A 15,786-nucleotide genomic window follows, 5' to 3' on the forward strand; every position below is an offset into this window, starting at 1 on the left:
TGAGTTCGTTGTATTTGATTGTCAGTTCCGCGTCATCACGATGCCGATGAGTCTCTTCATTTTGTGTCTTTCGAATGAGCTGCACGGAAAGCAGTCCCAAGCCGGACCGCCAGCTCTCGCAACCCCCGCGGCCATTCGTCGAATTCCGCAGAGGTAGCATTCGCGATCTTCGGCTGGGCAACTCCCGGGACCAGCTTGGCAGAGGGCTGCGCGTAGAGGAACGGCACCTTCTCCTGCCCATAAGTAGCCGGCAGGCTGCGGGCGTAGATTTCCAGTTCGGCGGAGTAATCCGCAGGCATGTAGCCAAGATTGGCAGGACTGGGCACCCAGATCACGCCTGCAACAGCCATCGGCGTGAGCGGGCTGACGCACCAGTTGTAGGCCAAGGTCGGAACCGTATCGGGCTTGATCTCACCGTCGCGCCCGGGTTCGGGGAACGGCGGGAACTGCAACGGCGCATCGGACAGGTCTGCGCCCTTTCGAGCCAGTTCGATGATCTTCGCGACTTCCGTCTTCACGGCCTGCACATATTCGGAGGTTGCCTTCTTGGAGACGTCCGAACTGGGATCCTGGAGGAGCAACGCACTCAGGCGAGGCTGAAACGCAGGGTTTGTCGCGTCTTTGATCCCTTCGTAGGATGTCCACGACAACGGTGAAGCCATCTGTGCGCCTTGCCCGGACGACATGGTCACAAAGCCCTGGGGGATGCCGGGCCGGTGGAGCGTCTTGGCGAACTCATAGGCGAACATAGAAACGCAGTCTTCCGGAGCCGTGAAATCAGCGGTCTGCCAAAACGTTCGATATTTGCCGCCACCCACCTCGAAGCCGCGTTTTCTGGGAACGTGGTTCGTGCTCGCGGCCGTTCGTCGCCGGAACTCGTGGACCAGCGGCATAGCCTCTGGAGCGGCGGCTTGTTTGTCGCGCCGATCGTAGGCAGGTTCGGAGGTCAGGAGCGTACTGCCCGTCAGGAACCAAACATCGCCGACCAGAATATTGGTAATTGTTCTGTTGTGACCATGACTCGCCTTCACAGCCAGAGTGATCGGCTGGTTGGAAGCTTTCAGGGCCGGAAAGGAAACTGACCACTGCTGCTTGTCGTTGGCCACGGCGGACCGAGTCACACCGCCGAGCGTCACGGTCACTTCGACGCCCTTGTTGGCATGCCCCCAGACAGGAATCGGTTGGCCGCGCTGAATGATCGCGCCGTCGCGATAGTATTCCGCTACTTGGAGAATCGGGTAATCGGGATCGGTATAAGGGGCATACTTCGCCTTGATCGCCGCCACCTTCTGCGCGTCGTCTTCCTCAAAGACCAGCTCGCCATCGACGGCCGAAAAAGGCGTCGCCGGAAGCCCGGCCTTGTTGTAGAGGTTCGCGTTCTGCGGAGCCTCGCTGTAAGCGTATTGCACGCCGACCGGCTCAGGCACGTCCTTCGACGTCACCACCACCGTGTCCCCGACGATCACGGCTTCGGCGGCGTGCCATTTCCGATCTTTGCCACACAGCCGAAAGTGGTTGAGCTTTTCGCCGGGCGTCGGCCGAGCCGGTTCGACGAACTTGCCGGGGTCCTGCTGAAAATCTTTTTCGAGTCCCTTGCTGCCGATCATCAGTCCGTCGAAAAGGCTGTCCTTCTCGAACGAAACGATCGCCTTGTTCCCGTCGATTGTGTAACGCTCATAGATCGGACCGGTGTACGCGATAGTGCGTCCATAATCCTTGGCCAGGGCCCAACGCGCCAGCCGCATCCCGGGATGGAGCTTGTTCTGGTAGTGAATGTTGCCCGGAGCCGCCGGGTTTAGATCCGTCTGGACCACCATTCCGACATGGCTGCGGTTTTTCATGAAGAACAGTTGCTGGACCTGGCGGATGTCGGCGTAGCCGACGTCCGGGGAATCCGCCGTGCCGTAGTTTTGCATTTGGGTGAAGTAGAACGGCATATCGGGAAGGCCCCAGGCTTCGCGCCATCCCTGCACGAGCGCTTCCATCCGGGCGGCATAGATGCGACCATCGCCGGAATTGGATTCTCCCTGGCACCAGATCGAACCGCGAATGGCGAAGGGCACGACCGGTGCGATCTTGCCGTTGAAAAATTGCGAGGGCCCGCGCCATTCACCCGCGATCCCCGGCAGATTCGGTCGCTTCAGCGGTCGCTCCACGGGGAAACCCTGCTCAGCCGACGCCGTCTGCCAAGCTGCCAGATCTCGGTAGTACTTCTCGAAGGCGGCGTGCCCCTGTTCGGTGCTGACATCCCCGTCATGAATCAAGTCGGCATCCACCTTGAGCCCCGGGTGGGCCTCAATCGCCTTGCGCGCGGTGAACGCCTCAATGCGCGTGTTGCTGTGGGAAGTGAGCAAGATGCCGACCGGCACCTTCAACTCTTTGTGGAGTTCATAGGCAAAGGACAACGCGAGGGCCGAGAAATCGCCCGCCGTTCGGCTGGTTTTCCAGTTTTTTTCCGAGGCCACCCGTTGCTGTGGGTACAACGCCGACACGGTGTCGGTCCTGAATTCCCGGATCGGGACCTCGTCCTTCGCACGACTGATTTCCTGCGCCAAAGCGCTGCACATGCTGCGGTTGGCAAACCACTCCATGTTGGATTGGCCGGAAGCATGCCAGACCTCGCCAACCAGGATGTTCTTCAGGGCAACCTTCGCGCCTTCAATATTGCTGACAAGTAACTCGGCGGGTTCGGCGCTGCCCTTGAGTGGCTTGAGCTTGAGCAGCCACCGGCCGTCCGGGCCGGCCTTGGCGGTTTCCTTTTGGCCAGCGAACTCGACCGTGACCGAAGTGCCCGGCTTGCTCCAGCCCCAGACGGGAAGATGCGTGTCCCGTTGCAGGATCGCGTGATCGCAAAAAGGCGCGCCGAGTTCGATAGCCGGCGCGGGATTGTCGTCGGCTGCCAGTGCTGTCAGGACAGAAAACGACAGCGCTACGGCAAGGCATAATTTCAACTTCATGGTTGGTCTCTTCATTTCGCGGGAGCCATCCCCGGCAGCGGACCCCAGATGTCGGCGAGCAGTGCGAAGATATCCGGATCGGCCTGCTTCAGCTCACCCGCGACGAACGGATAAAAATCATTCGAACCGAAATAGCACTCGGTCATTTCGGCGAAGAACTCCTTCGCGTCGGTCACTCCATAGTGCTCGTGCATCTTGCCGGAGGCGGTGAGGACGGATTTGTACTTCCCGCAGTCGCGGAACTTTTTCCAGGCTGAGGCCACGCGGGGTTCGTCGAATCCGATGATCTGGTCATGGAAGCCGTGTGCGAGTTCGTGCAGTACAACCCACCTCTGGCTGTGGATTCCCTCGGGATCTAGGAAATCGTTGATCTCCGGAATATGAACGCACCTCGCAAGCTGTTCGCTATAGCCATGCTCCTTCAGCCAGCCGGCGTCGGGGTGATACTGCATCGCGAGCAGATCACCGTAGTCGAGATCCAGCTGAATGGTGATGGTGCGGAGCTTGGCAAGCGCCTTCTCCGGCACAACCACCGTGATGGCGACCAACCGCGCCTCAAGCAGTTTCAACGCGCGGGCCCCAACCGCCGCGTGTTCGCCTGTCAGTAGGCGATCATCCACGCGAACGGTCCAACCTTCGATGGCGCGCGTCGTATGAGCGGTGGGCAGCGTCTTTTTCTCCGCCGCAAGTGAGGATACGGACATCAAGGCTAGGATGATAAGTGCGTATTTCATACGAATCGGCCGATCAATGACGGAGCCCAAGGATTATCCACAGCGCCGGACTTCCACCCGAGTCCATTGGATCGCGATGTTAACCAGCCTGCGAAACGGCGGAGGACCGGAGTGATTCCTCCAGTTGATCAACGCGGGCTTGCAGAGCGCTGATCGCTTGCGAGGCACGCTTCTGCTCGGCCGCGATCATCCACAAGACCGCGGGAAGGAAACAATAAAACACAACGGCCATTGGATTCTGGCGACCGCCGGAAACAATGTCGCCGCCCAACATTAGCAGGCACAGTACCGCGGCGAAGGCGACTGGCTTGGCAGGCCTCCAGTCACTTGATCCGTACATGTTTCGTCCTTTAGCTACTTGTTCTTCAACAGCTCCACCATCGCTTGGCCCATCGCCTCGCCGACATCCATATAGACCTCGGCCTTGCCACCGTAGTGGCCATTGCCGCTGCCGCCTTGCGCCATCGGGTTGGTGTAGATGGTGGCGACGTTGCCCTTGAACTCGGGATACTTGCCCGTGGCACCGTCCACGGCCAGATGGGCGTTGAGAACATCAGCGCTAGGACCAGAGCTGCCTTTAACCGCTTCGCCCAGAGTGCCGCAGACGAACTTCGCCTGGGGGGAGTTGAATTCCTTCCGTAGCGCCTTGATGAAAGCCACGAGGTTTTTCTCGTAATGGGCGGCGTGACCGGCGTTGCCGGCGTCTCGCTCGCCCTGCCAAAAGAAGAAGCCAGCGACCTCGTAGCCCTTCGCTCCCGGATAGTGTTTTTCCAGATCGGTCAGGGCCTTTTTCGCATCGCCGATGTCGAAGTCCCATTGCTTGCCGGCATACCAGTCGATCGGCTTGCCATTCTTGTCCAACCAGGGCGCGGGTTCGGTTTTGAGGCCCTTGGCCGGGTCCATTTCCCAGAATTCGGGTTTGTCCTTGTAGCCGGCATAAACGAGCTTCTTTTCTACGCCCGCTTTATCCTTGGCCACAAACTCGGAACGCTCACTGCCCGGCGGCAGGAGATCCCAGCCCAGAGCCCGGTTGCCGATGCAGCACTTGAGGATCATCACGGGTGCGTCGATCGAGTTACCCAGTGGATGGCCGATCCCGAATTCCGGGCCGAGTGTGTTGCCGCTAACAGTCATCCATTCGTTGTTGAGCGGCCCCTTGCCAGACATGTACCGTACAAAACGTACGTCCTGCCGCACGGTCCAAGCTCCCGCATCATCCACAAGGTACTGGTATTTCTTCTTCTCCTTGACAGCATGCTCCAACGAGATGTCGCTTCCCTTCACTTTGCCGAGGCCGACCATGTTGGACTGGCCAAGCAGAATGAAGACCTGGACAGGCTTGGTCATGTCGGCCGGCTTGCCGTTGTGCCGGGGAATGGTCTTGGAGTTGTCCTGAGCCAGCGCGGTAATCGTCGCCATAGCGAGAACCGCAACAGCCGTCATTACGAATCGACTGATAAACACCTTCATGAAATCTCCTGAATGGTTAGTTTTGAACTCGACCTCACGTTGAATACTTGCCCGGCGAGCGGAGGGTGTACGGTGCTCGTAAGCATGCGGGGAGCGTCTCGACTGCGTCGCAGCGGCCAATGGGCCTGCAAGGGCTACTGGCTGGCGCAGAAGCCGAAACAATACACGGGGAGTTTCGTACGTTGGATGGTGATTATACTCATCTCATAGTTTGAAATGACGACAAAAAAGACCTGTTTGCCGACAGGCCCTTTCATGAATCAGCCACTCCGTGTCGCCCTGAAGCTCGACCTCCGCTGGCCGCTAAAGAGGCACGCTCATATCTTCGCGGGCACTCAGCGCTATGCCGACGAGCATGGCTGGGAGTCGATCATCGATGAGTATGCCGATGAGCATCTGTCCGATGCCTCGGTGAAGTCACCGCCATTCGACGGCGTGATCGCTCGCGTGAACGCGAAACTCGCGAACGGATGTCGGCGTTTGGCACTGCCGCTGGTGAATGTGTGGTTTAACTCGCCGGCGAAGGACGACTTTCCGGGAGTCTTTCCCGACATGACGGCCGTCGGTCGCTTGAGGGCCGAGCATCTCCTGTCACGCGGGTTGCGTCGCTTCGCCGTGCTGACAAGCGAAGACGATGCAGAGAAAGTCGCGGCAGAGTCATTCCGCACAACGATCGCAGCTGTCGACGGCAAATGCCTCCGCGAAAAGATCCCTCTCGATCCCAGCCGCACATTCGCTGCCTGGCAGCGCACCGAGCAACGGATCGAAGCCTGGATGGAGCGTTGGCAGTTACCGATCGGCGTCTCGATTGCCAGCGAAGAAGTGGGCCGCATGGTGATTCAGATTTGCCGACACCGCGGCTGGCGCGTGCCAGGAGACGTGGCAATCATCGCCGGCACCAATGAAGATGTGCTGTGCGATCATCCGCGTCCCTCACTCACCAGCGTGGAGATCGGCTATGAGCGGATCGGCTACCAAGCGGCTCGACTGCTCGACGAACAGATGCGGTCGCCAAACAAACGGCGCGGGGCTCGAAACCAACCGCCGCGCCATATGCTCGTGCCGCCGCACGGGCTGATCGTCCGCGAGTCAACCGACTTTTACGCCGTAGACGATGAAGTCGTCACGCAGGCTTTGCGCTTTATCGCCGCCAACAGCCACCGCCACATCAACGTTGATGACGTTGCGAGGGCGGCCGGCTTGCACCCCCGCACGCTGCAACGCCGCATTCGCCAGGTGGTCGATTGGCCAATTGCCGACGAAATTCGCCGTGTGCGAATTGAACGCGCGAAACGCGAACTCGCTGAATCCAAACGCAGCATGGCCGAGATCGCACGCGATGTTGGTTTCGGTGATCGTAAGCGGATGTATGATGTCTTTCGCCGCGAAGTTGGCATCACGCCCGCAGCTTACCGCAAGCAGCGACGACTGGAATCACCTTTTTGAGTCGAACTGCGGATGCGCCCAAATGTGTCCGCCGTTCATCACACGCAGCCCGGCAGGCATCTTATTGGCAGGTGTTGATTCCGGATCCTTGGCCCGCGGGAACCCCGCGTGACGATATGTCGACACCGTCTCCCAGGCGATGTTTTGCAGAATTGCCTGTTGTTCGTCAGTGATGCCTTCCATCGACTGAAGGCCCGGGCCTTTACCGCTGCCGCCGTAAGTGACCTTCGAGAAATCCGGCTTTAGCCCCACGGGCGTAATGCCGTACATTGTGGCCACGTTGCAATAGGCAGTGAGTGCCAGCACGTGACGGTTGGAATGCATATTGAACTCGGTCCACAGGTCGGCAGGGTCGGCGATACCGGGGAATTTATTGTCGGCGACCATTTTCACAAGCTTGATCGTGGCCTCGCCGACTGGCGAGATCAGCACGACCTGTTTTCCGTGTATCCTATTGATCGCGTCGGCCAGCTCTTCGAGTTCCTTCAGCGGTTCTTGGTCGGCCCGCTTCTTCGTGGCGGCCACGTCGAGCGTCTTCTTGCCGTCCTTCGGCGTCTGACCGACGGGCCAAACATACGTCTGCCACACGATGCGGAACTTCGGGTTGTTCTTCACGCCAAGAGCCGCGAAGCCCGCCAGCGTCGAGTCGTCGGGCCCGAGGTGATTCTTCCACGCTTCGGCGTTGGGATAGGACATGAGCGTGCCGATCATCATCAAGTCGATGTCGCCTCGCTCGACCGGATCGAGCCGACCGGGCTGAATCTGGTCCAACCCTTGGACGAACGAATGCCAAGTGCCGACATACGGCGGGTTCACGCTCTCGTGACCTTCGATGTTCGCCGCCTTAACGACGGCGTCGTGTACCGCGCCGTTCACGAGCAACATGTAGGTTACCCGCCCGCCGGTCGGCAGCTTCGTGTCCTGAGCGGCCACTTGTGAATGCCCGGCATGCATCCCAAGCAAGGCGAGACATGAAATAGCGAACGCAATGCGGCTCATCGCTTGAATCTTTCGGTTGAAGTTCGTGGGATAAGCTTCCAGCCTGTCAGAATTGTTCCGAATTGGCTTACCACTCCGACAGGCAAGTTGCCTGTCACACTACGGCATACAAAGTACGCGGAAACCGCCCGTGGCGTAGCGTCCGGTCGAGCCGACGATGAAGCGGTTGGCGCAACGGCAATCACTGCCCGTCAAATGCCACGCGCCGCCACGCATGACCGGGCGGATTTCGCCTTGGACGACCGTTTGCAGTGCGTTGCGTTCCTTGGGGAGAGCGGCGTACTTGCCGTAGTGATCCTCGCAAAACTCCCACACGTTGCCGTGCATGTCGTAGAGCCCGAAGGGATTGGGCTTGAGCCTGCCGACCGGCGCGGAGAAAGGAAAACCGTCGCGGCCGTTGAGCGTGACGGGAGCCAGATTCTTCTCACGGGCCGCTGCGTCTGCCACGTTCGCGAACTCGACGAGCTGTTCGTCGTTGTCGCCGAAATGGAAGCGAGTTTGGCTGCCGGCTCGGCAGGCGAACTCCCACTCGGCCTCGCCGGGCAACCGGACCTCGCGAATCTTCACGCGACCATCACAATTCTTGTGTAGCCACTTACAGAACTCGCGAGCGTCGTCGATCGCCACATTCACCACGGGATAGTCGTCGGTTTGAAAGTCGAGGCCCGTGTCGCGCCAGCTAAACCGCTTGACGGCTCCGATGAACTTCTTTTCTTTCGCGTCCCAGCCTTTGCCGCCGTCGGTGAGTTCCGGAATCGTCTGGTAACCCGTCTCCTCCACGAATCGTCGGAACTGCCCGCGGGTCACCTCGAACTGCCCCAGATAGAAATCATCGGTGAGCGTCACGGCGTGCTCGTCCTCCATCGCGAGCTTCCCCTGCTGCTTGCCGTTGAAGTACTTCGCGTTCACCGCCTCTTGTTCCTGCTTCGACGAGCCGATGCGAAACGTCTGCCCCTGGGCCTTCACTTTGACCAACCGCAACTCGACGCCCTTCCCAAGATCGAAGACGAGGTATTCGAACTCCTTGTCGAGCTTAGCTTCGCGAGACGTGCTGACTTGGGGATTGGCAGATGCAACACGAGCCACGCCGGCGGGCGGATACTTCGACACCGTCTCCCACGCGATTTTCTGCAACAGCGCGGCCTGTTCGTCGGAGATCGCTGGATCGAGCGTCACTTTCAGACCCTCGGGCGACCGGTGATACAGCGCGGCGAAGACACAGTAATCCTGCAGGAGAGAACCGAGCCGACCTTGATGCGGCATGTCGTCGTTGTATAAATCCGACTGCTTCTTCACGCCGGGAAACTGCCCGTCCACCACCATCGCTCGTAACTTCACGAACGCATCGCCGACGGGAACGAGGTAGACCACGGTCTTCCCGAGCTTCTTGTTGATCGCCTCCACGCGAGCTTCAACCGCCTGCCGATTCTTGTCGAGTGCCGCTTGCAGGTCGGCGATCTTGACGGCATCGCGAACCGGCCCGTTCTTGCTGATGCCGAGCCCGTCATGGACGTTCCAGCCGGCTTGCCACAGCAGCCTGAACTTCGGGTTGTGCTGCGAACCGAACTCGGCGATCTCATCGGCGATGTCGGTTTCGTGCCAGCCTGAATGCGTGTACGTGAAGACCTCGATCTGTTGCTCGACGAGCCGCGTCTTCAGCGTCGTCGTTTCGCGAGCCGGCTTTTTTCCGCCGTTGAGACAACCGGGGAAGTACACCGGACCGGGCTTGCCGTCGATGACTTCGGAGCTAGGGTAATACGTGCCTTCCGGAATGCCCGCCGCCTTTTCGATCGCGCGGAGGCGGGACACGTTGTAGCTCCAGCTATTGCCCTGCGTCTGGATTCGAAGCGACGATGCCGCGACGGCATCGCGACCAGTGCCCGCGGGTTGAGCGGCTCGCTCCGACCCTTTTTCCAGCACCACGCGGAACCCCTGGTAGCAACCGCGATAGGCCACCCAATCGCGGCCGATACGGGCCGCGGAACGCATCCGCCTGAAGTCGCTCGACCATCCGCCACCGCGTTGCACCTTCGCTTTACCTGTCGCCGGCCCAGTCGGATCAACCTGCTTCTCGTTCGAATAGCCGTTAGGCACGTACCAATCTTCGCACCATTCCCAGACATTGCCGTGCATGTCGTACAGGCCGAACGGGTTCGCTTTGAACTGACCGACCGGGGCGGTGAAGAGGTGGCCGTCCTGTCCCTTGATGCCGATCGACCAGGCGGGGAACTTGGCTCGCGCGGTGGCGTCGGCCCCGTTGCCGCCGGTCGCCAGGCCTTCGGGATCGTCGCTATACGCGTACGCCGTCGTCGTGCCGGCGCGACACGCGTACTCCCACTCGGCCTCCGTCGCCATCCGATAGGTCTTCTTCTCCTTTTCGCTCAGCCAATTGCAAAACGCCTTGGCATCGCTCCACGACACATCGACCACCGGATGATCGTCGGTCTGTTCGAACCCAGGGGTCTTCCAGTTGAACCGGGCGTGCATCTCTTCGATCTTGCCTGCCTCGTTGGCGCCGTAGGCCCCTTTGCCGTCGCGTTCGCCGTCCGTCTGATAATTCGTGTCGGCCACAAATTGTTTGAATTGACCGACGGTGACCTCATGAACGCCCATGTAATAACCATTGGTCAACTCCACCTCGTGCGGAGTTTCCTGCGCCTCGCGCCCCGCTTCAGTTTCCGGCGAACCCATCGTGAACTTGCCGGGTGGAATGTACACGAGCTTCATACCCAGGCTGTTGTTGATCTCCTTCGCGTCGAGCGCTTCGGCACCATGGCCTTCCAGGATCATCGCCAAGACGAAAGTAACAGCGGTGCAAATGGCACCAGCCCACTGCACAAGCAAGGGCAAATACTTCCCGCTCGCTGGCGCGTCGGGCTGGTGTACATCGAACTGTGAGTCGGTCATATGCGTCATGTTCATCATGTTGTGCGAGGATCTCCGTCAGCGGACGGGCGGTGTCGATGTCGTTGAGTGCCAAAAGCCGTTGGCCTCGACAACGAAGACGATTCGTGATGGCAGGGTCTCGCCCCGGGCCTCGGCGGCTAGGGCTTCCAGGATGGCTGGAGCGCCACCGCCACCGCGCCGAGCGAACCCCTTTGAGAACTGAGCGGCGGTCGAGACTTTTAGGTGTGATCATGCTTGTCGAGATTGTCAGTTCTTGGCTACCTCGGTGGGAACTGTTCGATATAGGAAGGACTCCGATGACAGCAGCGATACCAGCAACGCCTTGAAGCTGCCGCCGCTCTCCAAATACGCCTTTTCAGCTTCTTGCAGGCTGACGGCGTCGCCGGGGGTTTCATTCCGGCCGAGGAAATAACGGAACACATGACGAATAAAGACCTGCCGCACGCGGTCAGACTCGGCCAGGCGACGGAGCATCTCAGGCGCGTCGCGGACCGGGCCGTCGAGGGCCGGATCGCCGCTGTAAGCGATCGTGCCAGTGGTATCAAGCGGCACGTCGCGGTAGATCTTCTGGTCTTTGCTTTTTGCTTTTTCGTTTGCCACGGCCGTCGCTGCGAGATCGAGCACATTTTCGCCGCGACGACGCATCCCGTAATGGTCGAGATCTTCAAACGGTAGGCCGAGTTCATCCATCTTGACATGGCATTTCCAGCACTCCGAAGCGCGCGTGACCATCTGTCGCTGGCGCAACGTGTGGTGCGGATCATCGGGGACCATCGCTGCCGCGTTAATGGGTAGATCGGGGACGCGGCCACCCAGCAGATGCTCGCGCACCCAACGGCCGCGGCGGACAATGTCGTTATGGAAGTTGGTCGACCAGGCGACGTGCCAACTCGGTTGCATGAGGATGCCGATGCGTTCATTGTTGGAAAAAGTTGCAGTGCTGTCCCCCTTCGCCTCGGAGCGTGAACCACTTGGGGGCTGCCTTCCAAGATGGTCGAGTGCATATGGACCGAACGAGCGGAACAAGGCCTCACCGGTACGAAGACCGTCGAGCGTACCATTCGGGCCGAACAACTCGTGCGTGTTGAACGACTCGGTCGTCGTCAACAACTCCTTCAGCACGTCCTTGTCCTTCGACAAGATGCGGAGTACCAGCACATCCGTATTGTCGACGAGGCCCCGAGGGTTGTAGTGTTGGCCGCGGCGTGTCAAATAATCCGGCAGCGGATCTTTGAAGACTTCGGGAGCACGGTAGTAATCGAAGTATTCGCGGAAGAATCCGATCACCAGCGGCTTGCTGATTTTCGGGTCATCTAAGATACGACGGACACTCTCAGCGACATCCTCTCGCGTCGTAAGCTTGCCGGCGGCGGCGGCAGATAGCAGTCCGGGATCGCGCTTCGTGGACAAAGCCAGGCTGATTGCCAATGCCGTTTCGCGTGGCGAAAGCGAGCGAACCCCTGATCGAATCTCGGGACCCAAGCCAACTTCGAATCGTAGGATCGCCTCGGGGGTCATCAATGGCGCCATTAGGATGGTCTTACCGGCGATCGAATAATCTCCGTCGACAGCGATTGTCGCGTAGAGTGCGACAACGCTCGCCAATTCTTGCTCGCTGGGTGGTCGAGCCAAGGCGGACTGATACTGTTGACGAATCGCTCTTTCCAACTCCTCGCGGGTAGCCTTGACGTGCGGGTGCAGTACGGGGGCGAAAACACCATTGCCCTGCCGCACCCGTAAGCCCGATTTCAGCGCCGCTTGTTCGGCCGCAGAAGCCAACTTCGCTCGGGACTCGGTCGGCCAGAGGATCTCCTTACCGGCTTCTGGTTTTTCATTCACGTTTACGAGCGAATGGCCACGGGTTTGACCCTCTACGATCAGTTCGGCATTGGCCAGCAATAAACCTGTCGCCCCTTCGTCGGGCGTGTAGAGTGCTGCAAAATCTCTAATTCCCGTTTCCTGAATCACCCCGAATGGCTGTTGCAGACCGCTGGCTGAAGAATTGAATTCGCCGGTCCACTTGGTGTACGCAGCCGGCGACAACCGCCAGAGCCGCGGCGGCGGCGGGACACTCGGACCGCGTGGTCCGCCGAAGAGAATTGCGTTCGGCAGGCGATTGCCGTCAATTGGTTTCTCCTGCACGGCGTAATGCTCGGGCGGTGCAACGAGTGGCGAATTGAGTTTCGCTGAGATCCAGGCGGTCACATGGGCCACGTCATCTGGTTTTGGACGCGGTTCCGAGGTTGGCGGCATATCACCGGCGCGGAGCCGCTCAAGAACCAAAGCGAAATCGACTCGGCCAGCGACGTTGTCTTTCGCGAGTCGATCAAGCGTAAACTCGCCTTCTTTCGCTCCGCCATCGTGGCACTCGGCGCAGTGCGATGCGAGAAACGATCGGAAGAATGTCTCGTTTGTTGCAACCGGTTGACGAATTGCCAGCGTCCGGAATTTCGCCGGAATCGCTACTTTTGAGTTCACGCTTATTACTGTGGCGGCTTCGGGCGACAGTGATTTCACGCCGAGCAGCGTTACTACTCCCTTCCGCTGCGCAAACGCCTTCGCAGCCTCGCCATCCAGCGTTTCCACGCCGTCCAGAGTCAACCAGTCTCCCTTGTGCGTGGCGAGCGACTGGGCCGCGCCGCTGGAAAGCGCAGTCAGCCCGCCAAGCGAAAGCCGACCCTCATGCTTGGCGAGTGCCGCAGCCGATTTGTCCGTGAGACTTTTCAACCCATTGAGCGACAGTGTGCCGCCATGATGCTGCGCCAGCGCTACCGCGACGTCGTCGGCCAACACCGTCATGCCATCAAGTGAGAGGTTCCCTTCTCGCTGCCCAAGAGATGCCGCAGAATCGAGCGAAATTGTCTTCACTGCCGGAAGATTCCCATCCCACCTCCGTGATGCCGCCAGCGCCATGGCGACCTTCTTCGAGAGAGTCGATATTGCTGGGATTTCGCCGCTCCACTTAGGCCAAGCCGCCAGGATCGCGGCACCGTCATCCGAGAGCGTTGTCAAACCTTGCAGATGAACGATCGGCCGCGCAAATCCGGGGGCTTTGTGCTCGGTAAGGGCATAGAGCGTGTCGTCGGTGATCGTAGTGAGCCCGTTGAGATACAAATCTCCTTCGCGCTGGCAGATCGCCTTCGCCGCGACCGGCGTCAGTACGCTCAGTCCATCGAGGTGCAGGTTGCCACGGCTCTCCTTTCCGCCTATGGCCTGGGCAACGTCGTCGGGCAGGGACTTGAGGCCATCCAGATTGAGCGTGCGATGGAATTGACCTGGGACGGGGCCAGCGATCGCTTTCGCCGATTCCACATTTAGCGTAGTTAATCGCGGCAGATTTCCTCCGAGTTTTCCCGCCAGCGCCTTGGCCACGTCGTCCGAAATCGTGGTCAGCCCTGGCATCGACAGCCCTCCTGCACGTTTCGCCAGCGCCTGAGCTACGTCAACCGATATCGTTTTGAACCCCGGCAAATTGCCGTGCCAGTTGTGACCATGAGATTCCGCCATCGCCGCCGCGCCCTCGGGAGTCAACGAGGTCAGGCCATCCAGGAACACGGCTTGGTACGGGCCTCCCCCCTTGCGCGCCGCGAGCGCTTTGGCTGCGTCGGTAGACAACGTCGTCAGTCCCTTCAGCATCAACCGCCCGCCGGTGTGTTTGCCCAGCGACCGCGCCGATTCATCCGAGATCGCCGTCAGTCCATTCAGCGACAACTCGCCTCGATGCCCCGCCAGCGCAGCGGCGGTCGCCTCGGAAACCTTGGCGAGACCATTCAGTTGCAAATCGCCCTTGTGTTGCCCGAGCGCCGCGGCGGCGTCATCCGAAATCTCCTTCAATCCGTTGAGCGACAGCCACCCTTGGTGTTTTGCCAACTCCTTGGCTGCCTCGGGTGCGAGCGTCTTCAGCCCGTCGAGCGCCAGCCGCCCCGACTTGTCTTGCGCCAGTTTTTGGGACTCTTCAACCGTCAGTTGTTGAAGCTGCTGCGTGTCGTTCGCGTGAAGCGTCTCAATGCAGATCACACCCAGACCGAATAGACAGAACAAGTTGAGCAGCAGGTTTCGCATGATCGCGTGTCGTTATCTTTGGAAGACATCATCGGACTGGGGTCATAAGCGGTTCTACAAGAAACCTCTCATGCGGTTGCCAGCGAATAAATCAAAACCTGCCCGAGGCCGTCGGCGATGGCCAGCAACTTGCCGCCGGGGGCAATCGAAATCGCATGGTAATAGGGGGGAAACTGGTCCTTTTTGTCCGTCGGATTGAACTCCCGGACCAGCCCGCCATCGCTGAGCCGCCAGATCTTGAACGCTCGGTCGCGACCGCACGTGAAGAGGTGCTGGCCGTCCGGGTGGAAGGCCAAATCGGTGGAACCGCGTTGATGCGATGGGGTCAGCTCGCGGACTCTTTCCCCGGTGGCCGGGTCGAGGAGAAAAACCTTTCCCGACATCCCGTCGCGGTCGATGGGGCCGACACAGAACGCCAGGTGCTTCCCATCGTCCGAAAAACGCACCGTCGACACCGGACCAGACAGCCCTTTGCTGGCATCGAACTTCAGCTCGCCGGTTTGGGCGTTCCAGCCGCGCAGGCCTGCCTGAACATCTTTGTCATTCGTTTGGGGAAAATGCTCCGCCGTCACCACGAGCTTCCCGTCCGGGGAGATATCGAGCGAGCGAATCCACTGCTTCACGCTCCAGCGGCGTTGTTCGGCGCCCGTTTGTACGTCCGACAGGATCACCGATTTCGATTCGTCGCCGGTGACCAGCGTCTTTCCGTCGCGGGAAATGGAGAGTCCCCAGATCCACTCTTTGTGGCCCGTGAATTCGCGGAGCGGCTTCTGCTCGACGACGTTCGCGACCATCGGCGGCGGTGGGTCCGGCAGCTTCGCCACTTTTTCCGTGACCCCCACGAACCGGAAACCGTCGTTCAAGACGATCTTGCCGGGTTCGCCGTCGGTCTTGAGTGCGTCCCAGAATTTGACCGTTCGATCGTTACCCGCCGAGATCAGCGTCTTGCCGTCGGGACTCAGCAGAAGGCGATTGACCGCGCCGGTATGACCGACTAGCCGCCGAACCGGATCGGGGGTCTTGTCGCCGGACGCGGGGAGGTTCCAGATCAGGATGTCGCCGCGTCGGTTGGCGGCCGCGACCGAGTCATTGCCGACGAACGCGACGGCGGAGACGACATCGCTGTTCCAGGGGAGCGTGAACAGTAATTTGGCTTCGGCAAAGTCGTTCATGATTGTCAACCTCGTTGCTTCCTCGGCTATTGCTGGCAA

The 15,786-nt window shown here is 59.9% G+C and carries 9 protein-coding genes; 1 reads left to right on the forward strand and 8 read right to left on the reverse strand.

The window, feature by feature from the left end:
• Positions 1-56: 56 nt before the first annotated feature.
• The 4 genes from ETAA8_RS08015 to ETAA8_RS08030 are packed head-to-tail and all read right to left on the reverse strand — an operon-like array spanning position 57 to position 5,161.
• The gene (locus ETAA8_RS08015; RefSeq protein WP_202921664.1) at positions 57-2,957 is read right to left on the reverse strand and encodes a sialate O-acetylesterase; all 2,901 of its coding nucleotides are present in this window, start codon (positions 2,955-2,957) and stop codon (positions 57-59) included.
• An 11-nt stretch (positions 2,958-2,968) separates the two neighbouring features.
• Positions 2,969-3,721 (reverse strand): M90 metallopeptidase family protein, encoded by a 753-nt coding sequence (locus tag ETAA8_RS08020; protein ID WP_145087296.1) that lies wholly within the window; start codon positions 3,719-3,721, stop codon positions 2,969-2,971.
• A gap of 49 nt (positions 3,722-3,770) precedes the next feature.
• Entirely contained in the window at positions 3,771-4,031 is a 261-nt protein-coding gene (locus tag ETAA8_RS08025; RefSeq protein WP_145087298.1) for a hypothetical protein, read from the reverse strand.
• 14 nt (positions 4,032-4,045) lie between these two features.
• Entirely contained in the window at positions 4,046-5,161 is a 1,116-nt protein-coding gene (locus tag ETAA8_RS08030; protein WP_202921665.1) for a sialate O-acetylesterase, read from the reverse strand.
• Positions 5,162-5,416: 255 nt separating this feature from the next.
• Here ETAA8_RS08030 and ETAA8_RS08035 point away from each other — a divergent pair, with 255 nt between their 5' ends.
• Positions 5,417-6,607: a substrate-binding domain-containing protein gene (locus tag ETAA8_RS08035; RefSeq protein WP_202921666.1), complete on the forward strand. Its 1,191-nt coding sequence runs from the start codon at positions 5,417-5,419 to the stop codon at positions 6,605-6,607.
• Here ETAA8_RS08035 and ETAA8_RS08040 read toward each other — a convergent pair.
• The 4 genes from ETAA8_RS08040 to ETAA8_RS08055 form a co-directional block, all read right to left on the reverse strand.
• Entirely contained in the window at positions 6,596-7,606 is a 1,011-nt protein-coding gene (locus ETAA8_RS08040; RefSeq protein ID WP_145087302.1) for a hypothetical protein, read from the reverse strand. The genes ETAA8_RS08035 and ETAA8_RS08040 overlap by 12 nt on opposite strands.
• Before the next feature lie 99 nt (positions 7,607-7,705).
• Entirely contained in the window at positions 7,706-10,531 is a 2,826-nt protein-coding gene (locus ETAA8_RS08045) for a formylglycine-generating enzyme family protein (protein WP_145087304.1), read from the reverse strand.
• Positions 10,532-10,759: 228 nt separating this feature from the next.
• Positions 10,760-14,575 (reverse strand): DUF1588 domain-containing protein, encoded by a 3,816-nt coding sequence (locus ETAA8_RS08050; protein WP_145087306.1) that lies wholly within the window; start codon positions 14,573-14,575, stop codon positions 10,760-10,762.
• A 68-nt stretch (positions 14,576-14,643) separates the two neighbouring features.
• Positions 14,644-15,747, reverse strand: coding sequence for a WD40 repeat domain-containing protein (locus ETAA8_RS08055; protein ID WP_145087308.1), 1,104 nt, complete (start codon positions 15,745-15,747; stop codon positions 14,644-14,646).
• Positions 15,748-15,786: the final 39 nt, after the last annotated feature.

The sequence above is a fragment of the Anatilimnocola aggregata genome, from assembly GCF_007747655.1.
Classification (GTDB): Bacteria; Planctomycetota; Planctomycetia; order Pirellulales; family Pirellulaceae; genus Anatilimnocola; species Anatilimnocola aggregata.

What these genes read in the sequence shown, in the direction of transcription:
- ETAA8_RS08015 (WP_202921664.1), bottom strand. Translation starts at nt 2,957, where the DNA reads ATGAAGTTGAAATTATGCCTTGCCGTAGCGCTGTCGTTTTCTGTCCTG.
- ETAA8_RS08025 (WP_145087298.1), bottom strand. Translation starts at nt 4,031, where the DNA reads ATGTACGGATCAAGTGACTGGAGGCCTGCCAAGCCAGTCGCCTTCGCC.
- ETAA8_RS08030 (WP_202921665.1), bottom strand. Translation starts at nt 5,161, where the DNA reads ATGAAGGTGTTTATCAGTCGATTCGTAATGACGGCTGTTGCGGTTCTC.
- ETAA8_RS08035 (WP_202921666.1), top strand. Translation starts at nt 5,417, where the DNA reads ATGAATCAGCCACTCCGTGTCGCCCTGAAGCTCGACCTCCGCTGGCCG.
- ETAA8_RS08040 (WP_145087302.1), bottom strand. Translation starts at nt 7,606, where the DNA reads ATGAGCCGCATTGCGTTCGCTATTTCATGTCTCGCCTTGCTTGGGATG.
- ETAA8_RS08045 (WP_145087304.1), bottom strand. Translation starts at nt 10,531, where the DNA reads ATGATGAACATGACGCATATGACCGACTCACAGTTCGATGTACACCAG.
- ETAA8_RS08050 (WP_145087306.1), bottom strand. Translation starts at nt 14,575, where the DNA reads ATGCGAAACCTGCTGCTCAACTTGTTCTGTCTATTCGGTCTGGGTGTG.
- ETAA8_RS08055 (WP_145087308.1), bottom strand. Translation starts at nt 15,747, where the DNA reads ATGAACGACTTTGCCGAAGCCAAATTACTGTTCACGCTCCCCTGGAAC.